General features: G+C 53.6%; 18 protein-coding genes. 2 read left to right on the top strand and 16 right to left on the bottom strand.

The features are described from left to right. Positions 1-23: 23 nt before the first annotated feature. The 9 genes from GZ59_RS07245 to GZ59_RS07210 form a co-directional block, all read right to left on the bottom strand. On the bottom strand, positions 24-1,928 hold the full coding sequence (locus GZ59_RS07245) for a bifunctional 5-dehydro-2-deoxygluconokinase/5-dehydro-2-deoxyphosphogluconate aldolase (protein WP_039290926.1): 1,905 nt from the start codon (positions 1,926-1,928) through the stop codon (positions 24-26). A 42-nt stretch (positions 1,929-1,970) separates the two neighbouring features. Beyond that, the gene (locus GZ59_RS07240; RefSeq protein ID WP_039290923.1) at positions 1,971-3,104 is read right to left on the bottom strand and encodes a Gfo/Idh/MocA family protein; all 1,134 of its coding nucleotides are present in this window, start codon (positions 3,102-3,104) and stop codon (positions 1,971-1,973) included. A 39-nt stretch (positions 3,105-3,143) separates the two neighbouring features. Continuing rightward, positions 3,144-4,175: an ABC transporter permease gene (locus tag GZ59_RS07235; RefSeq protein WP_011093045.1), complete on the bottom strand. Its 1,032-nt coding sequence runs from the start codon at positions 4,173-4,175 to the stop codon at positions 3,144-3,146. A gap of 12 nt (positions 4,176-4,187) precedes the next feature. After that, a complete protein-coding gene (locus tag GZ59_RS07230; protein WP_039290921.1) occupies positions 4,188-5,735 on the bottom strand; it encodes a sugar ABC transporter ATP-binding protein in 1,548 nt (515 codons plus the stop codon). Positions 5,736-5,940: 205 nt separating this feature from the next. Then, positions 5,941-6,879: a substrate-binding domain-containing protein gene (locus GZ59_RS07225; RefSeq protein WP_011093043.1), complete on the bottom strand. Its 939-nt coding sequence runs from the start codon at positions 6,877-6,879 to the stop codon at positions 5,941-5,943. A gap of 74 nt (positions 6,880-6,953) precedes the next feature. Next, positions 6,954-7,940, bottom strand: a complete 987-nt coding sequence (gene iolG / locus GZ59_RS07220; protein ID WP_039290918.1) for an inositol 2-dehydrogenase — start codon at positions 7,938-7,940, stop codon at positions 6,954-6,956. Positions 7,941-8,476: 536 nt separating this feature from the next. Further along, entirely contained in the window at positions 8,477-8,665 is a 189-nt protein-coding gene (locus GZ59_RS23435) for a hypothetical protein (RefSeq protein WP_123785383.1), read from the bottom strand. Positions 8,666-8,694: 29 nt separating this feature from the next. Further along, the gene (gene iolD / locus GZ59_RS07215) at positions 8,695-10,626 is read right to left on the bottom strand and encodes a 3D-(3,5/4)-trihydroxycyclohexane-1,2-dione acylhydrolase (decyclizing) (protein WP_039290916.1); all 1,932 of its coding nucleotides are present in this window, start codon (positions 10,624-10,626) and stop codon (positions 8,695-8,697) included. Between the two features lie 356 nt (positions 10,627-10,982). Beyond that, the gene (locus tag GZ59_RS07210) at positions 10,983-12,494 is read right to left on the bottom strand and encodes a CoA-acylating methylmalonate-semialdehyde dehydrogenase (RefSeq protein ID WP_039290914.1); all 1,512 of its coding nucleotides are present in this window, start codon (positions 12,492-12,494) and stop codon (positions 10,983-10,985) included. 345 nt (positions 12,495-12,839) lie between these two features. Here GZ59_RS07210 and GZ59_RS07205 point away from each other — a divergent pair, with 345 nt between their 5' ends. Both GZ59_RS07205 and GZ59_RS07200 read left to right on the top strand, forming a co-directional pair. Then, the gene (locus GZ59_RS07205; RefSeq protein ID WP_011093039.1) at positions 12,840-13,697 is read left to right on the top strand and encodes a MurR/RpiR family transcriptional regulator; all 858 of its coding nucleotides are present in this window, start codon (positions 12,840-12,842) and stop codon (positions 13,695-13,697) included. A 47-nt stretch (positions 13,698-13,744) separates the two neighbouring features. Then, the gene (locus GZ59_RS07200) at positions 13,745-14,032 is read left to right on the top strand and encodes a putative quinol monooxygenase (RefSeq protein WP_039290912.1); all 288 of its coding nucleotides are present in this window, start codon (positions 13,745-13,747) and stop codon (positions 14,030-14,032) included. Positions 14,033-14,103: 71 nt separating this feature from the next. Here the strand turns inward: GZ59_RS07200 and adrA are convergent, their stop codons facing one another. The 7 genes from adrA to GZ59_RS07165 all read right to left on the bottom strand — a co-directional run bounded on the left by adrA (position 14,104) and on the right by GZ59_RS07165 (position 23,524). Then, positions 14,104-15,165: a diguanylate cyclase AdrA gene (gene adrA / locus GZ59_RS07195; protein ID WP_039290909.1), complete on the bottom strand. Its 1,062-nt coding sequence runs from the start codon at positions 15,163-15,165 to the stop codon at positions 14,104-14,106. Between the two features lie 225 nt (positions 15,166-15,390). After that, complete coding sequence (licT, locus tag GZ59_RS07190; protein ID WP_039290907.1) at positions 15,391-16,227, bottom strand: BglG family transcription antiterminator LicT; 837 nt, start codon at positions 16,225-16,227, stop codon at positions 15,391-15,393. Between the two features lie 95 nt (positions 16,228-16,322). Beyond that, on the bottom strand, positions 16,323-17,747 hold the full coding sequence (locus GZ59_RS07185; protein ID WP_039290904.1) for a glycoside hydrolase family 1 protein: 1,425 nt from the start codon (positions 17,745-17,747) through the stop codon (positions 16,323-16,325). Positions 17,748-18,040: 293 nt separating this feature from the next. Next, positions 18,041-19,660, bottom strand: coding sequence for a S53 family peptidase (locus tag GZ59_RS07180; RefSeq protein ID WP_039290903.1), 1,620 nt, complete (start codon positions 19,658-19,660; stop codon positions 18,041-18,043). A 19-nt stretch (positions 19,661-19,679) separates the two neighbouring features. Next, entirely contained in the window at positions 19,680-20,237 is a 558-nt protein-coding gene (locus GZ59_RS07175) for a chorismate mutase (RefSeq protein ID WP_039290901.1), read from the bottom strand. A gap of 390 nt (positions 20,238-20,627) precedes the next feature. Continuing rightward, on the bottom strand, positions 20,628-22,745 hold the full coding sequence (locus GZ59_RS07170) for a YjbH domain-containing protein (RefSeq protein ID WP_039290899.1): 2,118 nt from the start codon (positions 22,743-22,745) through the stop codon (positions 20,628-20,630). Next, positions 22,742-23,524, bottom strand: a complete 783-nt coding sequence (locus GZ59_RS07165) for a capsule biosynthesis GfcC family protein (RefSeq protein ID WP_039290896.1) — start codon at positions 23,522-23,524, stop codon at positions 22,742-22,744. The genes GZ59_RS07170 and GZ59_RS07165 overlap by 4 nt, the downstream gene beginning before the upstream one ends. Position 23,525: the final 1 nt, after the last annotated feature.

The following is a 23,525-nucleotide window of genomic DNA, read 5'->3' as shown; positions in this document are numbered from 1 at the left end:
TTATTCGATCACATAGAAACGGGTTAACCGCGCTGACGCCAGACGGCGATCAGTTGCAGGTAGTTATGTTTAACTTGCTCAATCAATTCGGCGTCATCGATCTCATTGCGCAGCCACTTTTGCGCAGGCTGGGCAAACAGGGTGCGCCCGACGGCAAACCCTTTCACGATCGGGAAATTGACGGCGGCGCTAAAGCCTTGTTGCAATGTTTCCAGCGGCGCATCCAGCCCAAGGATGACCACGCCGCGACAGTAAGGATCGCGCTGTGCCAACAGAGGCGTGAGTTGCTCCCAGCCTTCGGCGGACAGCGGTGGCAGTTTCCACCAGTCTGGCCGCACGCCGAGGTTATAGAAGCGCTGAATGGCGCGTAGATAAAGCGCATCGCTGTGCGCCATCCCTGCGGGAAGAATAACTTCGAGCAGCAGTTCATGGCCGGATTGACGGCAGGCCTGATAGACCTCCATCACCTTCATTTCCTGCTCGCGCCGCAGCGCGTGGGCATCTTCCGGGTGGAAGAACACCAAACATTTCACCACGTGCTCCAGCGGCCAGCTCACCAGCTGTGAGCCGATGTTGCCCCGCTCCATGATTAAGGGGCGCGAACCCGGCAGTTCAATCGGTCGACCAATCCACCAGCCTTTTCCGGTGATATCATTCAGCGCATCCTGACCGAACGTGCCGTCACACAGCAGACCCGCTTTGCCCTCCAGCCCCGCCTGCTGAGCCGCATAATAGCTGGCACGCAAAATCAGCATCTTCAGCGCCGGAATACGACTGATTTCCGTGCCGCAGTTCAGCGCCATGTCTTCCAGTTGACTGCGGTGATCGAACGCAATCACGCACAGTTCATTCCACTGTTTACGGCGTGTCGTAACGCGATGTAGATGGTTAAGCTCTTCATCCAGATCGGGACGCGGAACGCTCGCCGCACGGGCTAAATAGTTATCCAGTTCGATCTTGCTTGGCATGGCTGGCGCGCAGCCGTGGCGTGATACCACCAGCGCACCACAGGCATTGGCGTAAGCACAGGCTTTCTCCCAACCTTCACCGTTGAGATAGCCGCGCAGCAGGCCGGACATAAACGCATCGCCCGCGCCCAGCACGTTGAGAACATCCACGCGTACCCCTTTGATCGTGATGCCTTTATCCAGATGGTCGGGAATGGCATCGCTAAACACCGAACAGCCCAGCGCTCCACGTTTACACACCAGCTCTGCCTGCGTATGCTGCCGTACCGTGCGCAGCGCTTGCAAGGTATCCGTGCTGCCGCCAGCAATGTGGAATTCCTCTTCGGTGCCGACAATCACGTCGAACAGCGACAGCACCTGCTGCAACTGCGCCGTGACTGCCTGCGCTTCAACAAAACGGGTTTCGCCATCGCCCAGCGACGTCAGTCCCCACAGCACCGGACGGTAGTCAATATCCAGCGCCGTCTTCACCCCGTTGCGCCGTGCATATTGCAGCGCCGTCAGCACCGCGGCACGCGTGTTAGGGTGAGAGAGATGCGTGCCGGTAATCGCCAGACAGCGGGACGATGCGATGTAATCTTCGGTGAAATCCTCCGACGAAATCGCCATATCAGCGCAGTTGTCGCGGTAGAAAATCAGCGGAAAGGTATCGCGATCTTTAATGCCCAACAGCACCAGCGCCGTCAGGCGTTCCTTATCGGTAATCAAATGGCTGGTGTCACAGCCGACCTGATTCAGCTCTTCGCGCAGGAAACGCCCCATATGCTCGTCGCCCACCCGCGCTAGCATGGAAGAACGTAACCCCTGCCGCGCCGTACCGTAAGCCACGTTGCCGGACGACCCGCCCAGATACTTGGCAAAACTGCCCATATCTTCCAGACGCGCGCCGATTTGCTGCCCGTACAGATCGACAGCAACGCGCCCCATGCAAATCACATCAAACGTCTTTTCCTTACTCATAGCAGCAAGCCCTGTAAAAAAGTCGCGTAAAAAAAGCCTTAATTAGCCCACCTCGTCCACGTTCACCCAGCGCGCCGTTTCGTGTGACTGCACTATCGCATCCAGAACTCGCGATACTTTCCAGCCCTCTTCGAAATCCGGCCATAGGGGTACGTCGGCCGCAATACCATCGATCAGATCGCGCACTTCCACCGTTTTCTGATCGTTAAATCCAATACCGTGTCCGGCGCTGGCACAGAAGGCCGCGTAATCCGGGTGTTGTGGCCCGGTCAGCAGCGTTTTAAATCCCTGCCGATTTTCCGGCTCGTCATGCCGATACAGCTTCAGCTCCGCCATGCGTTCCTGCGTGAAACTCAGCGAGCCTTTGGTGCCGGTCACCACGTAGGTCAGACCCATTTTTCGCCCACAGGCGATACGCGAAGTTTCAATCACGCCGCGCGCGCCGCTAGCAAACCGCACCATGGCATGCGCCTGATCTTCATTCTCCACCTGTACCCATTCGCTGCTGCCCGATGCCGTCGGACGCTGCGCAATTACCGTTTGCAGATCGCCACAGACGCTGGCGATATCGCCAACCAGATACTGCGCCATGTTGACGATGTGCGCCGCCAGATCCCCCAACGCCCCTAGCCCTGCCGTTTCTTTAAAGCAGTGCCAGTCTGCAGGTTTGTTAGGATCGGCCAGATAATCCTCATTGTGCGTGCCGTAAAAATGCACTACCTCGCCAATTTCTCCGCTGGCAATAATCTCTTTGGCAAGCTGTGAGGTCGGGTTCTTCATGTAGTTGAAGCCCACCAGCGTTTTCACGCCCGCCCGCTGTGCAGCATCAACCATTTCTCTGGCATCACGCGCGTTCAGCGCCAGCGGTTTTTCTGAGTAAACATGCTTACCGTGCTGGATGGCCGCCATCGCCATCGTCTTATGCAGAAAGTTCGGCGCACAGATATCCACCACATCAATGTCGGGATCGGCCACCAGTTCACGCCAGTCACCGGTTGAACGCTGAAAACCGAACTCCTGCGCCCGTTTAGCCGCTAGTTCCGGCGACACTTCCGCCAGCATGGCTTTCACCAGATTCCCTTTCAGCGGGAAGACCGTCGGTGCCTGCGCGTAGGCGATAGCATGCGCACGCCCGATGTAGCCAGTGCCGATTAACCCAATGCGTACATCCTTCATATCCACCTCAGTGCAAAAAAGATTCGGTACAGGCGCGGATCAGATAGCGCCGCGACGGCTCTTGGCATAGGTGTCGAACGCCACGGCCAGCACGATAATCAACCCGGTGATAATCTGCTGGTAGTAGGCCGATACGTTCATCAACACCAGTCCGTTAATCAGAATGCCCATGATGATCGAGCCGATAATCGTGCCGCTGATCCGGCCATAGCCGCCCATCAGCGAGGTGCCGCCGATGACCACCGAAGCGATCACGCGCAGTTCGAAGGTGATCCCCGCGACCGCTTCTGCGCTGCCGAGACGAGCGCTGAGAATAAAGCCCGCCAGTCCAGCCAGGCAGCCAATCACCACGTAGACGCTGACGAGTACACGCTGCACATTCACACCAGCCAGTCGCGCCGCTTCGGTGTTGCCGCCGATGGCGTACACAAAGCGTCCCCAGCGGGTTTTATGCAGCGCCAGATAGCCCAGTAAGGCGACCAGCGCGAAGATCCAGATCGGCACCGAAATACCGAGGATTTCTCCTCGTCCCCACCAGCGATAGCCGGGGTCAAAGCCCGCAATCGGCGCACCGTCGTTCATCACCAGCGTTAATCCGCGCCAGATGGTCATCCCGCCCAGCGTGACGATGAACGGCGGCAGACGCAGTTTGGTCACCCCTAAACCATGCAGGAAACCAATAAAGGTGCCCATTGCCAGACAGACGCCCAACGCGACCAGCCAGCTCAAGCCGTACCAGGCATCGGGGTCGACGGTGGTGAAGTTGTCGCCTTTAATCACCGACGCGGCAGTGATTGCACATACCGCAAGAATCGAGCCGACAGACAGGTCGATCCCAGCAGTCAAAATGACGAACGTCATTCCTACGGCCATGATGCCGTAGATGGACACTTCGGTAAGGATGTTGGTGATGTTGCGTTCGGACAAAAAGTTGCTGTTCTGCGACTGAAAGAAAATCAGCAGCAAAATCATGAAAATAAACACGCCAAAGCGTTCAAAAAAGCCAATGGGGTCAAAACGTCCACGCGTGTTGGGCGGCGTAATCGTCTTAGAAAGCGGCTGCTGGGACATGCGTCACCTCCGTTATGCTGCGTGTAATGCGTCGTGGCAAATGGCCATCATCGTCATCAGTTTTTCTTCTGTAGCGTCATCGCCATGAATTTCCCCACTGATCCGCCCTTCGCTGAGCGTGATGATACGGTCGGAAATCGCCATGATTTCCGGTAAATCGGAGGAAATCACAATCACGGCAACACCCCGTTTCGCCATATCAAACAGCACCTGATGGACTTCGGACTTGGTGCCGACATCGATGCCGCGCGTGGGTTCATCCACAATTAACACCTTAGGGTTCAGCGCCATACAGCGAGCAAGAATCACCTTTTGCTGGTTACCGCCCGACAGCTTGCGCACTTCCTGATCGCTGTTCACCATCTTGATGTGCAGCGCCTGACGATAGGCGTCAATCAAATCGTCTTCTTTACGGGTGTTCACAAACCAGCGCCAGCGCATGAGCGATGAGAGGTTGGAGAGCGAGATGTTTTCCCTGATCGATAACCCCAGTACCGCGCCCTCTTTCTTGCGGTCTTCCGGCACCAGAGCAATACCCTGCGACAGCGCATGCAGTGGCGTGGACGGATGATAAGGCGCATCATCCAGCACAAACTCACCGGTAGAGAACCCATCGGCACCAAACAGGCAGCGTGCGATTTCCGTGCGCCCTGCACCGACCAGCCCAGCAATGCCGAGCACTTCTCCGGCATGCACCTGGAAGCTGATGTCTTTTAGCGCAATGCCGTGCGCATCCAGTGGCGGCTTTTCCCGGCTTAACCCCTTTACCGCCAATCGAACTGGCTTATCCTGATGATGCGTTTCTGAAGGCGGACGACGGTTAAACACCACGTCACGACCGACCATCAAGCGAATAATTTCCTGCACGTTGGTGCTGGCGACATCCCCAGAACCGGTGTAGCGGCCGTCCTGAAATACGGTAAAGCGATCGCATAGCTGGAAGACTTCATGCAGTCGGTGCGTCACATACACCACGCTCACACCGCGCCCTTTTAGCTCACGCACCACACGGTGCAGGCTGTCAACTTCGCTATCGCTCAGCGCCGCCGATGGCTCATCCATCACAATCAGTTTGGCGTTCAGCGTCAGCGCTCTGGCGATTTCCACCATCTGCTGCTGGGCCACGCTCAAACGCGCCACCTGCGTCGTCGGCGCAATATTTAATTTCAGGTAATCCAGTACCGCTTTCGCCTCGCGATTGACCACCAGTGCATCGACAAATAATCCACTGCGCTGCGGCTCACGCCCCAGGAACATGTTTTCCGCGACGCTCATGTTAGGCAGCAGATTAAACTCCTGATAAATGGTGATAATCCCTCGTTTTTGGCGTTCAACCGGCGATTCAAGCGGTAACAGCTGCTGGCCGCCAAACCAGATATCACCGCTGGTCTGCGGCTGCGCCCCTGCCAGCGCCTTTAACAGCGTCGATTTACCCGCGCCGTTCTCTCCCAATAGCGCATGAATCTCTCCCGGCTGTACGGTCAGTTGCGCACTGCTCAGCGCCCAGACGCCAGAGAAGCTCTTTGCCAGATTGGTGATGTTCAGTAGGGGTTCCGTCATGCGTACCTTCCTCCCGCAAGGCCGCACGGATGCGGCCTGCTGAATACCTTTTATACCCGTAATACTTCAAGCTGCATGTGCGTTGGCTGCGTTCACTCACCCGAATCACTTACCTGAGTAAGCTCATCGGGATTCCCTCTCTTGCCGCCTTCCTGCCACTCGAATTATTTGGGGTATATGATTTAACAATGGCGTGGAAAACGATTTATTTACCCGCTTCACCAATGCGTTCGGCATCGTTCAGGTTATCTTTGGTAATCATGGTCGGTTGGTAGTCTGCCCCGGTGATAGGCGCTTTACTGCGGATGTTATTGGTTAACTGCGTTAATGCCGTGGTCACGGCATAGCCCGGACGCTGATCGGCGGTAACCGCAAGCCAGCCGTCGCGTACGCGAGCCAGCGCTTCCGGTACGGCATCAAATCCCGTCACCAGCACCTCGCCGGGTTTCAGACCTTGCCCCTGTAACGCTTCAATCGCGCCCAGCGCCATATCGTCATTCGCAGAGAGAATCACCTGCGGGCGTTTTGGTAATGATGGAAAAACACTTTCAACGATGCGCATTCCTTCTGAACGCATCCAGTTCCCCGTCTGGTCAGCCACAATACGGTACTTGCTGCCGCCCGCTTTCAGGCTGTCACGAATCCCCTGCGTCCGTTCAATGTTGGAAGAAGAACCCGGCTGACCAGTCAGTAGAATGATCTCTGCACCGTTCGGGAATTTGGTTTTGACGTAATCAGCAATCGCCTGACCGCCTTTGTAGTTGTTAGCGCCAAAATGCGGCACCGCTTTTTCCGTTTTCACCGAACGATCCAGCGTCACCACTGGCAGTTTGGCATCCTGAATTTCGGTCACGGCGCTGGAAACTGCATTGACGTCATTCGGTGACACCACGAAACCTTGTGCACCGCGTGTGATGGCATTCTCCAAATCGGCGGCCTGCTTCGGCGAGCTACCCTGCCCATCCAGCACCTGCAAATTCACGCCCAATTCTTTGGCGGCTTTGACGGCGGTGCGCTGCATGTGAACTTCAAACGGCATAGCGAGATTCGGCGTACTGAAAACGATTTGTTCATTTTGGGCCTGAGCAAGACCAGACAGACCCAGTGCGATGGCAATTGCGGTAACGCTAATGATCTTTTTCATATGTCTTTTCTCTGCTTCTGTTATGGGTATGGTTGTAGGGTTGAAAGCAGGTAAAACGCGCTGTGCCGATGCGGTTACACGGCGACCTCCTTGCCCTGAGCCAGTGATTCAAACGCTTTATCCGCCAGATTCAACGCGCGTTCACCGTCCAGACCAGAGCACTCAGGCTGCGTACGACCATTTAGCACATCGACAAAGTGCTGCCACTCTGCCGCGTAGGCCGCGTGATAGCGTTGCAGGAAGAAATATTCAGGTTTCGCAGACAGACAACCGTCATCCGTCCACTGCTCGACTACGTTTTCACGGATGTTGCCTGCGGTGAGCACGCCTTTCGCGCCGTGCAATTCAAGGCGCTGATCGTAGCCGTAACCAGAACGGCGGCTGTTAACGATGGTCGCCATCGCGCCAGAAGCAAATTTCAGCACGATAAACGCGGTATCTATGTCCCCCGCTTCACCAATCGCCGGATCGACCAGATTACTGCCTTGTGCAAAGACCGACACGGGTTCTTCACCCATAATGAAGCGCGCCATATCGAAATCATGGATCGTCATATCGCGGAACATACCGCCGGAAACGCGGACATACTCAGCAGGCGGTGGGGACGGATCGCGGGAGATAATCAGGAGAGATTCCGGCTTGCCTATATTGCCTTCGCTAGCCAGCGTTTTGACGCGGCGGAATTGCGGATCGTAGCGGCGGTTGAAGCCCACAAACAGCGGCACGTTCTGCTGTTTGACGACGGTCAGGCAGTCGCGAACGCGAGCAATATCCAGATGTACCGGTTTTTCACAGAAGATGGCTTTACCATGCTTGGCAGCAAGCTCAATCAGGTCGGCGTGCGTGTCAGTCGCGGAGGCAATCAGGACGGCGTGCACGGCGGGATCGTTCATGACCTCGTCAACTGTTTGTACTTTGGTATGGTAACGTTCGGCCAGTGCGGTGGCATTGGTTGGGTTGGGATCGACCACCGCGTACAGGTTGGTTTCTTTGTGTGCCGCGATGTTCACTGCGTGGACCTGGCCAATACGGCCCGCGCCCAGTAAAGCGATGTTAAACATAGATGCTCCCTTGCTACCTGAGTGGTATTTAACGCCAGACTGATAAAGTGACGGGATAACGGCTAGTCGCATTCTCTCCAGCCCCATCACTCACTTTTTACCGCAAATCCCGATAGCTAAAATAAAACATTTATTTCAGTTTTGTATAAATTGAAAATTATGTTTTTGCGCGTCAGTTAACATTTTCATGACATCTTCGCTGTTTTCTGCAACCACAATCACACATCGGGTGAGAACGTTTATGGGGATATACATGACTATCAGCGGATCGGTCAGGTGTTGGCGTATAGCAGGAGGGAAAATGAAACCGCGGTTTAAAAATGAAATAAATATTTCAGTTTAATGTTACATGTGAGAGCAAAGAGAAACCTTAAGCAGCACTAAGCAGCACTATGACGCTAAGCTAACAATATCTAAAGCCGTATGAGTGTCTTGCTGTTTCTATTTCCTCGGCGTAAAAAATTGCGCTGAGGTGGGCGTGACTGCCGGGTGAGCGGCATGGACGCCGCGAAAGGCAGTGCCGCGTTGGGAACGCGTCACTGACGGCCCGAACAGCGGTCACGAACGCCGAAGGTATCGCGTAGCGACGCCATTAGCGCCGAAAAGCCAGTGGTCAAGGCGCTGCGGCGATTGAGCGCGCCTTGTCGGGCGTGTGTGGACACACTGAGGAAATAAGTATGCTTAATACGCCCGAAACCTTCGCAGAGGCTGGAATGAAACGGCAAAACTCATACCAGCCACTTGGCATAGCCCCCTAATATTGCCGCGCACGGGAGAGCGCGGCTTTCACGCTATTGGCAGCAGACTCAATCTCTGGGTTGTCGGCAATCTGCGCCGTTCCCGTACGCCACCAGGATTCATAGCCGTGCGTCATGGTCTTCGGCAGCACCTTGATATCGAGCAGCACCGGTCCTGAGTGCTGGCGTGATTCCACCAGTGCCTGCTTGAGCGAGGCTTCATCATGCACCCGCCACGCTTTGCAGCCATAGCTTTCCGCATTCTTGGCGAAATCCACCGGAATAAGCGCACCGCGCAGTTGCCCCGATTCCGCATCGCGGTAGCGGTTTTCTGTACAGAAGCTGCCCATCCCCTGACTCATTTGCAGGTTGTTGATACAACCAAAACCCGCGTTGTCAAACAGCAGTACGGTGATTTTGATGCCCTCCTGTACCGCCGTTTGTAGTTCGGTATGGAGCATCAAATAGGAACCATCGCCGACCATCGCATAGACTGGCTGCTGCTGTGCCGCAAGGCGTGCGCCAATGGCCGCCGCAATCTCGTACCCCATGCAGGAGTAGCCATATTCCAGATGATAGCTGTCCGGTGTTTTCACCTGCCACACGCGCTGTAGATCGCCCGGCAGTGATCCCGCCGCACCAACCACAATCGCGTTATCCTCCAGTTCATCATTCAGTATGCCCAGCACGCGCGTTTGCGTCAGATGGGTATTCAGCATCTGGCGGTATTCATCCAGCTTATCTTCCAGACCATCCACCACTTCTGGCACCAGTTCACCCTTATCCTGCACGGTAAACAGCCGCCCTAGCTCGCGCTCCCATTCCGCACGAACCTGTTCGACAGCCTGCTGCCAGCCGCTATGATACGACACCGTTGCCAGCCGTTCGCTCAACGCTTCCAGCCCGATACGAGCATCGGCAATCAGGGGCAACGCGTCCAGTTTTAGCGCATCAAACTCGGCAACGTTGAGCAGTAAAAATTCGACATCAGGGTTCTGAAACAGCGATTTGGAGCCGGTAGTAAAATCGGTTAAACGCGTCCCGACGCCGATAATCAGATCCGCCGCTTGCGCCAGCCGATTCGCCGCTAGCCCGCCCGTGACGCCAATGCCGCCACAGTTCAGCGGATGTGATGAAACAAGTGCACCCTTGCCCGCCTGTGTTTCGCCAAACGGAATCGCAAACTGCTCGGCAAACTGTGCCAGCGCATCATGGGCGCCGGAATAACGAACGCCGCCGCCGCAAATCAGCATTGGACGACGTTTTCTCGCAATCAGCGCCGCGGCTTCATCCAGCCGCGCGGCATCCGGCGGACGACGTTCGAGGTGATGGACGCGCTTGCGGAAAAACGATGCCGGATAATCCCAGACTTCCGCCTGTACATCCTGCGGTAAGCACAGCGTTACCGCACCGGTGTCTGCAGGATCGGTTAGTACGCGCATGGCGTTAATCAACGCGCTCATCAGCTGTTCAGGGCGATTAATGCGATCCCAGTAGCGGGAAACCGGTTTGAAGCAGTCATTGGTGCTAATCGACAGATCGTGATATTGCTCGACCTGTTGCAACACCGGATCCGGCTGGCGACAGGCAAAGAGATCGCCAGGTAGCAGCAGTACCGGGATGCGGTTGGCGGTCGCGGTCGCCGCAGCGGTCACCATATTCGCCGCACCCGGCCCCACCGATGAGGTCACCGCATAGATTTTCCGCCGCTTGTGCTGTTTAGCAAACCCGACGGCAATATGCGCCATCCCCTGCTCGTTGCACCCCTGATGCACGGTGAGACGGTTTGCCTCCTGCTCCAGCGCCTGGCCGATGCCCAGCACATTACCGTGACCAAAAATGGTCATGACACCCTGCACAAAAGGGGATTCTTCACCATCTATGCTGATGTATTGCTGGTTGAGAAACCTGACCAGCGCCTGCGCCATGGTGATGCGACACGTATCCATTGATCTACTCCTTAAATAAGGATCTGATTTCTATAATGAACTATGTATATTCAGCGAGTATTTCGTGCGCAAAAATTTAGCTATTCTTATGCTACGTTGTAGCACGCGCCCGACTCAGGGCGCTCAATCGCCGCCGCCCTGAGAACCCAGGCTTATGGCGATAAATTATGCCGCTACGCGGGCCCTTCGGTATGTGTCACCGTCATCCGAACCGCCAGTGACGCGGTCCCTCCGCGGCACTGGCTTTCGCAACATCCTTGTCGCTCTTTCGGCGGTGCACCTACCTCAGCATAATTTTTGACGCCGGAAGAGCACAACCAGTGCACTCCATTCATCACCTGTTAGCAGTCAAATCCTCACTCCAGCGTGGGCATGATGAAGCTGCTGGTGTGGTGTTCCAGACGGACGCTGGCGGGCCAGCGGCTGGTGACGGTTTTCATGCGGGTGTAGAAGCGCACGCCGTCGCTGCCGTGGACGTTGAGCGGCCCAAAAATGGAGCGCTTCCAGCCGCCGAAGCTGTGGAACGCCATCGGCACCGGAATCGGTACGTTCACACCGACCATGCCCGCCTGTACTTCTTCACAGAACTGACGCGCCGTTTCGCCATCTCGGGTAAAGATAGCCGTGCCATTGCCGTATTCATGGTTATTAATCAGCGTCACCGCCGTCTGGTAATCCGGCACGCGTACCACGGACAGCACTGGGCCAAAAATTTCTTCCTGATAGATCTTCATCTCCGGCGTGACGTTATCGAACAGCGTCGGCCCGATAAAGTAGCCTTGCGGGTGCCCCTGAACAGACAGCGTGCGGCCATCGATGCGCAGCGTCGCGCCCTGATCGACACCACTTTGAATATAGTCGGCAATTTTCGCCCGATGCGGCGCGCTGATTACCGGCCCCATTTCATTTTCCTGCCCGTCAACCAGACCCGGTCCAACACGCATCGCTTTTATCTGCGCACTCAGACGCTGGTGCAGCGCGTCTGCCGTGTCATCGCCAACGGCCACCACCACCGACAGCGCCATGCAGCGCTCGCCCGCCGCACCAAACGCCGCGCCCATAATCGCGCTAGCGGCCATATCCATGTCAGCATCCGGCATCAGGGTGCAATGGTTTTTCGCCCCGCCCAGCGCCTGACAGCGTTTGCCATGCGCCGACGCGGTCTGATAAATGTATTCCGCCACCGGCGTCGATCCCACAAAGCTCACCGCCTGCACGCGTGGATCGGTAAGCAGTACATCCACCGCTTCTTTGTCGCCCTGAACCACGTTAAACACGCCATCCGGCAGGCCTGCCTCTTTCAGCAATTGCGCCAACAACAGCGAGAACGACGGATCTTTTTCCGACGGCTTAAGCACAAAGGTATTGCCCGTCGCCAGTGCAATCGGGAACATCCACATGGGCACCATCGCCGGGAAGTTAAACGGCGTAATCCCGACGCACACGCCGAGCGGCTGCATGAGCGAATGGCTATCCACACCAGTGCCAACATTCGCCGAGTGTTCACCTTTTTGGAGATGCGGAATACCACAGGCAAACTCAACGACTTCCAGCCCGCGCGTCACCTCTCCCACAGCATCGGAATAGACCTTGCCATGCTCCTGTGAAATCAGCCGAGCCAGCGTATCCATTCGCTCTTCCAACAGCGCCTTGAAGCGAAACAGGACGCGCGCACGGCGTAACGGAGAGTGCTTCGACCACGCAGGGAATGCCGCCGCCGCGCTGGCAATGGCCTGCTCTACTTCCGCCTTATCAGACATCACAACCTGGCGAATCTGCTCGCCCGTCGCCGGGTTATACACCGCCGCGTAGCGCTGGCTGTTGCTGGAGGCAATCGCCCCCTGAATGAAGTTAGATACGGTTTCCATGTTTACACCTTTGTGGGTTTTGAGGAGACAAACGGCTGACATCGGATTACAGTATATGAAATGAATATTCCATTTAATGGAAAAATAAAATAAATGTTGATTATTGTGATCCGCTGCGAATTTTTATGTAAACTTGAAGCCAGCTGTCCACAAAGACAGGCGAGCAGCCTCTGAAAATAGCCTCATCGATAAAAGGTTTGCCGCCAGAAATGTCGTACAGATAAAACAGTCGTATCCAGAAATGAATTTTCTGTTCCGTTTCAAACGCCAATCATCACAGGCGTGACGGAAACCAAGCAGAATTGTGATATGTGAGTCTTACACGTCTTTGGGAGATGACCCGATATGCCCATGGCAACCAGCCTGAGAGAGTTACAGGAACAGATCCGCGAGCGTTACGATTCGCTCAGCAAACGATTACAGCAGGTGGCGCACTATGTGTTGGATAATACCAACAGCATCGCGTTCGATACCGTTGCGGTAATAGCCGAACGCGCGGATGTTCCTCCCTCAACGTTGATTCGCTTCGCCAACGCCTTTGATTTCAGCGGCTTCAACGAGATGAAACAGCTATTCCGTATGAATCTGGTGGAGGAAACGGCCAGCTATACCGACCGGGCACGGCTGTTTCGGGCGATGGAAGCTGACGCGGTGCCAGAAACGCCGTTGGATATTCTGCATGAGTTTGCACGCTCAAACGCGCAGGCAATGCAACAGCTGGCAGCACGCACCCCGCAAGAGGATCTGCAAAAAGCGGTCGATCTGCTGGCGCAGGCGGACACGATCTATATCGTGGGGCTACGACGCTCGTTCAGCGTCGCCACCTACCTCGCCTATGCGCTCAGCCATCTGGAAAGCAGTGCGATTCTGGTCAACGGCCTGGGAGGCATGTTTCGCGAACAGCTCAGCCGCGTTAACTCACGCGATGTGGTGGTCTCCATCAGCTTCTCACCCTATTCACAGGAAACCGTGATGGTCAGTGAGATGGCGGCGAAAGCCGGTGCGCGACAAATTGTGATTACCGACAGTCAGATCAGCCCGCTGGCAACGCTCAGCGACGTTTGTTTTGTGGTGAAAGAAGCGCAGGTTGATGCGTTCCGTTCACAGTCTGCCACGCTGTGTCTGGTGCAGTCGTTGATGGTATCACTGGCCTACCGTCAGGGAAACGGCGCAGAACAGAGCGAAAAACAGCAGCGCGGCTAGCCGGAACTATTTACTTAGCAGAATGAACATGTAGGGAGACCCGTTTTATGCTTCAAGTCATAGCCCAGGATTTTATTAAGCCTGAGAGCATTGAGATCGTCATGCCGCTGTACCGCGAGTTAGTAGAGAAAACGCGACAAGAGCCGTTGTGCATCTCGTATGCGCTTTTTATCAATCAAAAAGACCCAGGGCACTTAACCTTTATCGAAACCTGGCCGGATAGAGCCGCTCTGGACATTCACTGCCAGACCGAACACTTCCAGCGTCTGGTTCCCATGATAAATAGCCACCAGCGGGCCGAGTGCACGTTCCTGTTGATGGATCCGTTTGAGTAACGATTCACCGCCCACTGAGGAAAACCTATCTCGGTAACAATGACGGAACAACAGACTGTTATCTTGCATCCTCAAGCCACTTCAGTTCGGCGGCGGCCTTTATTTTTTGCCCGATAAAGCGCCATATCCGCCGCCTTTAACCAGTCAATATATTGGCCCATATCCGGTGAAATCTCCGCAATCCCGACACTGACAAAAACCGCCAACTGTGGCGTCTGGTTCAGGAACTTCAGCGACAAACTCTCTCGAATACGATTCACCGCGTCCAACGCATCCCCCGCGCTGGTCTGGGGTAAAATAACGGCAAACTCATCACCGCCGAATCGCCCAATCACATCCGTCTCCCGAAAACCTGACGTCAGCTCACGCGCCAATAGCAATATCGCCTGATCGCCGACGTTATGCCCAAAGTTATCGTTAAAGGCTTTAAAATGGTCGATATCGAACAGGACTAACGTCGCAATACGCTTATAACGCTGGCAAATCTCATACTCGTGCTTAAGCAGGCGTTCCCAGTGGTGACGGTTATAGAGACTGGTCATACCGTCATGAATACTGACTTCCATCAGCATACGCTTGTGCTCCGCCAGCTTCAGCGCAGTGGTGTAGGTAACATAGCCCAAAGAAATCGGGTAGATCAGTAACATCGGCAGGCAGGCATAAAGCTGTATCGGCGTGGTATTCAGAGAAATAGGTACAGCAAACAGCACAAGAACCAGCAAGCAGGCAACACACTGTAATACGATACCCTGAACAAACAGTTTGATTCCACCACCCGCCGTCCCGTTCATACCAACCATCGCGACAATCAATGCGCTGGGCAAAAGATTCACGCCCATAAACCCTATCCAGATGCCACCAAATACCACATCAATCAATAAATTACGTTTCTCGCACCGCATCGGATCGTGTGAACGAAGAGATAGTGTGTAAGCAATATGAGGCCAGACAAAGGCATTAAGAAAGAGGAGTCCCCACGCGAAAATTGGCACAGGTTTGACAATCAATACCGAGGAAATAAAAAGAGAGCACAGTATCGTACCGATAATACGTGGAATATAGACCCGCTGGGAAAAACGTAACCCTGAGCGACGTACATCTACCGTCAAAAACATCGGCGACGAGGCTGACATAACGACCCCCATGCGGTTCACTAACGAATAGTGAGAAAAAAAACATTATGACTGAAAGCATGTCAGCATCAGTGAGCAGTATTTTAATTTATTCTGTTACATAACGAACTCGTGTCGTAACGGCTGAACAGAGTAACACGGATGTTAACGGTAGCTGGTCTTACCCGTGGCTTCGTTCAGTACCTGTTATTGCCGCAGCCATGCCTGTCATGATGGCCGACGTGACTAAGATAGAGAGGGTTGTAAACGGTTAATGTGAATGGTTAGAAACATAACTTCGTCGGTGGTCAGCTGGCAGCCGTAATTTTTCTCCACATAGTCATACACTTTCATCGCACAGGCATACGCCCGCGGCATCAGTTCGGTAATTCCCTGATAGATGGAGTCATCACCGTGGCTCACTGTTTCCCGATTTAACAAGCGTAGAGCGAAGAACTTCAGGTGCGTAATCAAACGCTGATAATTGAGAGAATGTTCATCAAAAGTGACATGCAGGTCGTACTTCAGAATAGTCAAAATATCTTTAATGATACCCGCGCTTTGCATCGTGCTCTGCATGTCGCTGTTATTCGCCGCATTCGCCAGATGCAGCGCAATAAACCCCGCTTCATCCTCCGGTAAATCGATATCCAATCTGGAGCGAATCAGCGCCAGCGCCTCCAACCCAACGGCAAATTCACCGCGATAGAACTGACGAATATCCCACAGCATCAGATTCTTGATCACCTGCCCTTTCTTATGGCGTTGAATTGCAAAGTTGATATGGTCGCTTAATGCCAGAAACAACGTGTCTTGCACATCGAGCCGCAGTGTTTTTTGCGCCAGAGTAATAATCTGCTGCGTGACCGCCAGACAGTCAGTTGGAATATCCGCCAGCAGTTGTGACAACACGTCCGCGATACCGTCACTTTTCTTTACGAACTGACTTTCAATGCGCTGCGGATCGATAGGGTCGCCGACCTTTTTGCCAAAGCCGACACCTTTACCAATCGCCACAATTTCCCGTTGGTCATCAGCCAGCACCAGCACGGCGTTATTGCTCAGTATTTTTTCAATGATCATCGCATCAGCCGTCCTGTCTCACGGGAAGGCACGCTGGCCTTCCCTGCCGTTTAACGCCTCGAACGTCGTATTGCCGAGGCGTCTTCTTTCATCATTTACACTTCTGAGCTATCCAGCCCATTGTTTTTAATGACATCAGCATACCAGTATGCGCTTTTTTTACGGATGCGCCGCAAATCTTTCAGATCGAATTCTTCACGGTTGACGTAAATAAAACCATAGCGTTTCGAGCATCCCTGATGGGTGGAAATGAGATCCAGTGCCGACCATGGCGTATAGCCGAAGACATCCACACCATCGGTAATCGCAAGCTGAATTTGCTCAATGTGGCGTTGCAGGTAGTCGATGCGGTAATCGTCCTGAACCTCACCGTTTTCATCCAGCGTATCAAACGCGCCCAGCCCATTTTCCGTAATAATCAGCGGTAAATGATAGCGATCGTGTAACTCACGCAAGGTATTGCGGAAGCCGATGGGATCGATTTCCCAGCCAAAGGCGTTTTTCTGCAACCACGGATTGCTCGCGCCACGGTGTACGCCCTCTTCACCCGATTTCAGGTGCTGGTCACCTCCGCGTGCAATTTCATCCGACCCGTCGCCTTTGCTGGCTTCAACCGTTTGCGAGGTGTAGTAGTTAAACGCGATGAAATCAGGCTTGGCCGATGCCAGAATATCCATATCGCCGGGCAGAATCTCCGGCGTATAACCCTTTTCTTCCATATAGCGCCAGGCCGCCGTGTTGTAACGTCCGTATACCGCCATATCCAGATAGAGCCAGTTACGGATCGCGTTATAGTTGAACGCTGCCATCACATCTTCAGGCTTCGCTGATGCCGGATAAATCAACGCAATGTTGGGTGCCGGCCCAATTTTCGCGCCGGGCACTTTTTCATGTAGCGCATTCATTGCTTTTGCCTGAGCCACCAGCATGTTGTGGTTCTGCTGATAGAGATTCTGCTTAGGATTTTCCGGCGTCGGATCCAACGTGCCTAATGCAGAACCGTGCAAAATCATCATGTTTTGTTCATTGATGGTCAGCCAGTACTTCACCTTGTCGCCATATTCATCAAACAGCACGTTGGCAAAGCGTTCAAACGCGTCCACCGTTTCTCGGTTGTACCAACCGCCTTTTTCCTGTAGCGCCTGCGGCAGATCGAAATGGTACATCGTGACGATCGGCTCAATGCCGTAATGCAGCAACTCATCGATAAGATTGTGATAAAACGCAATGCCTGCCGGGTTTACCTCACCGCTGCCATCGGGGATGATACGGCTCCAGGCGATGGAAAAACGGTAGGTTTTGAAGCCAATATCGGCAAACAGTGCGACATCGTCCTTGTAGCGATGATAATGGTCACTGGCGACTTTAAAATCCGTTGTACCCTCAGGATAGGATGTTCTGGCATCAATCACCGATGGCCCCTTGCCGTCTTCATTCCATGCCCCTTCAACCTGATAAGCCGATGTCGCCGCGCCCCATAAAAACCCCTCAGGGAAACGTTTAAGATGACGGTATTTCACAGTTTTTCTCCTTTCCTTAACGAGATAATGTCAGCAGACATCACTGATGTTATGGGTGGCACGCGATCGGGTTGAATTCAGGCAAAAAAAAACCTGATACGGACATGTCTAAATCACATGCGTCGTATCAGGTTCCGCTCAGGCCTAAGCCCGATCACGTCCTTCTTATCGGGTTATATCTGCTAACCGTCGTAGACTCAAACCAAGGTCGGGCAATCTGTGATGAATATCACCGATAATCCCGTCACCTGACGATGTTCTGTCCCCTACGCCAGCCATTCCAGGAATGCAGACTACCGTTCACCACCATCATGGTCTCGTGCACCGTTAAGTCTGACAAGCCGCTTCAACAGCCTGAGTAGCTTCATTCCATCGGGCGAACCCAACCCCGTGCAGGCATCCCATCCTTCTGAAGCCACAAACGCCCCATTATTCCCCCGCACGATATCCTTGCAGCTATTACGATTGCGGTACAGCAAGGGGGGAATAAACAGCGATGCCGACTCGGTCAGTGCCAGCATTCGCGCCAGCAATCCCGCCCACAGCGGCGCGACGGCGCTGGTTCCGCCAACCACGCCTTCCCGTCCGTTGACTTCAATCAGATAGCCCGTTTCGGGATCGGCATTACCACTGACATCCGGTACGCCACGGTGTTGCAGAGGGTGATGGCCACCGTATTTGTCTGCCAGAGACAGCCCTAACTGCCAACCGGGAAGCGCAAAATATTGGCTGACGCCGCCCCCCGTCGCGCTGCCGTCTCGGCTATGCCAGGTGGTTTCTTCCATTGTTTTTTGCAGCCGAGTGCCACCACAGGCTAAAACGTAGGGGCTGGAAGCAGGAAAGTTCACGTGCAGCCCGTGCAGCTCGCCATCTTTCGCCCCCTGATCGCCAGAGGCCACGCACACAGTGATACCTAATGCTGCGGCGGTTTGAAAAGCCTGGTTGTAAACCCGCAACGATTGCGCTGTCCATTTCGACTCACTACTACCCCAGCTAATTGAAATTACCGACGGCGCGTTTTTCTCATCATGAATCGCGGCATTGATCGCTTCTAAAAACCCTGCATCGGTATTCGGGGCAAAATACACCACAATTTTGGCCGCCGGAGCCAACGTGCCCGCAATTTCGATATCCATCTGTACTTCGATATCAATCGGGTTCACCTCTTTATCGCTATCCAACGATGCTGGGGCATTCTTGGCTCCGCCCACGCAAACATCGACAATCTGCGGTGGATTAACGCCCATTCGTTTAAAATAGTGCTCCAACTGCGGTAAGCGATACCCGCCCCCCAGTTCAATTATGCCAATGCACTGCCCTGCGCCATCATGTTCAGGGAAGTGATAATGCTCAGCCAGCTCTAGCGGCGTATAGCCCGACGGACGCATCTCTGCATTAGAGAACGGACGATTCATACGTAGGCAACAATCCGTCGCCAGACGCTCATCAAGTCCTAGCACAGCGACAACCACGCCCTGTAGATATTCGGGCAAATAAATCCCTCCCGATCTCCCACGAAAAGCTCCATTTTTGTGATCATAGCGAGCTAAGCTCACGCGAAACGCTTGCTCTATCTGCCCTGCAGTACCCGTCATGAAGACAGTACGACTGGCAGGATGTTCACGTTCGATAGATAGCCGATAATGTCGCGCAAACGCGCGAACGTGCTCCATATCAGCATCATCCGCGCTGAACTTTCTGGCATAACTGGCACGCGACAGCGGCTTATTAGCGTTGATGCCACCAAATTGCGGATCGATGCTATCGTGCAGTTCGGTGTAATACTCATCATCTGGCGTAGTAAAACGCAGTACCAGCATGACCCTGACGCTTTCATTAACATTACAGCGCTCGCGGTACGCTGCGTCAGCGATATTTCCGCGCTCACTCCCTTTCAATAATTGGTAAGTCATCGTCTTCTCTCCCACTCAGCTATTTGCCGTCTGGTTCAATGTGACTTAATGCCGCATAAATCTGGCGTTTGTCGTTCTGTGACAGATGCTCAACATTAATAGAAGAAAGAAACGTAGCCTCTTGCTGAGGCGCAAAATGCCCGCCATTCGCGAGATAACGTTTAATACTAATCAGAAGTTGGTCGTCAATCGTGAGTAGCGTGGGCCTGATGGTGTCGTTCAACGAAAGGGGCGTCCAGTCGCCCTCAGGTGTCGCAAGCCAGTCCGCCATGTAGCGATACTGAATGGCTTTGCTGGCATTCATTAATGAAGTAAAAAACATCTGTGTACTCTGAGGGGATAACCCAACGGCAGCAGATTGTTCCCGCGCCTTACTCAAAATACGGTCCTCTTGCTTTAAATCCTCAACGGGCAGGTGTTGGCGGGCTTTATACCCCGCTACATCTTTCATGAGCACCATCCTCTCTTGGATCAGTTGGTAGATACCAAGAGAATTATCCTGCACGGCCGCATGCAGAGGGAGACACCAGGCAGAACTCATCATTAACGAGATAACAGCGGAAATAGGCAAATTCATTGGGTTGCACTCTCCTGTCAGCACTGCCATTAACATCTATGGCTATGTTTTTATTTTGCCATTGCGGCAGGAGATAATAGATTTCGCTATATGAATCTTCCATGACGAAACTATTTCAATCATTACCTATAGGACACACTTCCTCTTAACAGTTTTCCGGCCTGTCGCGATTCCTGCTATTAACGTTTTAAATTACAAGCAACTGCGAAATCAGATCTCAGAGTCGCAACTCTCGACATCGGATAATTAAGATACAAACAATGACCAAATGAAATAGTTCAAATTGGTTATCAAGTGACGATATTGACCTGCAAAGCAAACGCGCACAAAAAAGCCCGTCGCGGCACTCGGCCATGACGGGCTTTATTAACCCTAAACTAACTGGGTCGATTAGTGATCGGTGAGGCCATACAGCGAGCTACGGCGCTGCAACATTTGACCACCATCACGCGTTAGCGGTACCCAACCGACTGCCCCGCGTTTCACCGTCGGTTCAGTGAACAGTAGGTCAAACGGTATGGAGACGTAGAAGCCTTTGGTAAAGCTCCCTTCACCGTATTCAGCAGCGCTGACGTTAGTTTTGGTTGCAAAGGCACCCGCAACAATCCCGCTGTCAAAGCGGCGAGACAGGTCGAGCGTGACCCCTTTATCACCAGCCAGATAACGACCTACGCTCACTTTCGCCACCGCACCTTCCACAAACGGCAGTTCCCAATACGCGGTCAGATGGCCCGTCACTACATCGTAATCGGCCATTCTCATGATGTCGTTCCAGTCACGCTGTTTGACATAGTTAACATCCAGCCCCAGTGCCCAGCTTTTACCGAACGGACGATACAGCACTTCAGAGCCAACGCCAGCATACATCATTTCCAGATAACCGCCGTAGACCTGCGTATACCAGTCCTGCGCGGGATTATCCCTGCGGGTCAATTGCAGATTGGTCAATAACAGATCGGAAGATGTGGAATATTCACGCACCCAGGTTCTGACTCGCGGCAATGCCGCGCCATCGGCCGGCGGTGATTTATAGTTAAACTTGTCATAGTTATTCACCAGATTCAGCAGCGCGGTTCCCCCCACGCTCCAGTGATCGCTTAGACGGTAGTCCACATTGCCTTTAAGCGCGATTTGGTACATATAGAAGGATTCAGGACCACCGAAAGACTGCACCAGCGTCGGATCTAATGAATACGTCAGACGATCGGGCTCTGCGAGCAGCACTTGCTGACCACGCACGTCAGATACCGGCTCTTTGCGATGCGTAGCAGGTTCAGGTTGACCAAGCGGAATAGCAGCCTGTTGAACCTGATGGAAGGCTTTGGCATCGACTTCCGTACTGGCAATCGGTAAGCGCTGGCTGCGCTGCACAATATGGTATTCATCAATACTGCCCGGTACGTGGTTCGCCAATACCGTCGCCGCACGCTGTGTCGCCTGATCGCTATCACGATATTTTGTCTGATCGGCAACAATGGTGACCTGTTTTTGGTCCGCGTAGATATCAGCGTCCTTAAAGCCAGCCTTATCATTCAGCTCTTTCGAGACTAACTGCCAGTTTGTCCCTTTCCCATCCTGCACCGGCGCATAGACCGGTGGCGCATCATCTAAATAGTTTGGTTTCAAACTGTTAAAGCTGGTACGTAGGGTAAAGCCCCACATCAGGGTATTGCCCCGCTGCCACGACAGCGTGGTATCCAGTATATCGCCCACGCGGTAAACCGCTCCGATGTTGAAAGGAGAATCCTGCTTGATGGCACCGGCGAATTCACGGCTGTAGTCATTGCCGTCATATTCAAGCTTTAAGCGCAGTGGATCCCATGGCGTCTGATATTCAATTCCACCAAACAGTGCCGCCGGACCGTGTAAGAAATTCTTAACCTCAAACTGACCGATTTCTGTATTCTGAGTACGATTGCAGAAACTGGCTTTCAGCGAACAGGCTGGGTTTTTAATATTCCCACTCTCCGCCATATTGCCCCACCCCATACCCAGGGTGAAATCAAACGGCCCCATACGCTTACTGGCTACCAGATATTCACTATCGAACAGCCCGGTACCAGCAATATCGCGCAACCCCAGCGATACATCCGGCATCCAGTAGCTTTCCTGCCACAAGCGGGCCTTGAGATCGAAGGCTTTGTCCTTGTAGGTTTGATTACCGCTGAAAGACGCGTCGCCGCTATAAAGCCGGGTACGAATATCGGTATAACGCACCGTCGTTTCCAGCCAGTCAAAGAGCTGGAGGGATACGGAGTAACGTCGATACTCATCATTGTCGCGGTAGTTAAGGCTAAATTCGCCCGTTTCCGCCATACGTGCGGTTGGCATTTGCAATAAGCCCGTGCCACCGAAATCAGACTGCGACACACCCGCAGGCTGAAAACGCAGATTCGGGTTCGTCGCAGTACGGCTGTTTTCTGTTTCAGCCGCCATAGCCTGCGCACTCAGAATGCCGCCAATCGCCAACGACAGACAGCCTAGTTTAACGTTTCTGTTCTTGGTCATTCGAGTGGGATCCGGTTAGCAAGGTAGTCAGCAAGCTGCTCGTTAAGTGATGACATATCCTGTGGTAAAACAGAAGGATTGAAACCGATGAAGATCGTTTCGCCCGCAGCAGGTTCAATATGCTGACGATTCCACAGCGCTAGCGGTACCTTGCGCCACTGGCCATTTCCCCCAATCAGATAGCCGTAACTATTATCTGCTCCCGCTAAAAGCCGCCGTCCAGCGAGATAATTCTCGACCGACCATCCTGCACGTAGCACAACATTTCCCGACGTCTCCAACTCACCCACATCCGCAGAGGTATTCACCAAACCAATTAGCGCCAACTTATCATCATGAGGAGCCACATATAACGCATACTCCCCCACCAAAGGTCGGTTATTTTCACTATAAACACGCACGCGGTCAGGATCCAAATTAGTGCGGATACGACCCGCAACATTAATTGGGTTAATCGCCTTTCTCAGAAGCCAGGCGGAGATCGCCAGATCGCCATCACCTGAATTACGCCAGCGCGTTTCCAGTTCGGCCAGCTTTTGCAACAAGACATCGCCCTGTACACGAACTTTCTGTGTCGTCGCAAAATCAGAAATAAACGCCGTTTGCCAGTTGATATTCTGTGGCCAGGAAACCTGTTCGTAAAATTTTTCAAGCCGTGTACCGTCGTCCAGTTTAACGACGGCGATCGTCTCTTGAGGCGATTTCACAGTCAGTTGCGCAGACATCGCGACGCCGGAAATCAGCAACAACAAGGTAGCGATACGGTTAAGTGCCAACATA

The sequence above is a fragment of the Pectobacterium atrosepticum genome (genome assembly GCF_000740965.1).
Taxonomy (GTDB): Bacteria; Pseudomonadota; Gammaproteobacteria; order Enterobacterales; family Enterobacteriaceae; genus Pectobacterium; species Pectobacterium atrosepticum.
This window is presented reverse-complemented; position numbering and strand designations above follow the sequence as displayed.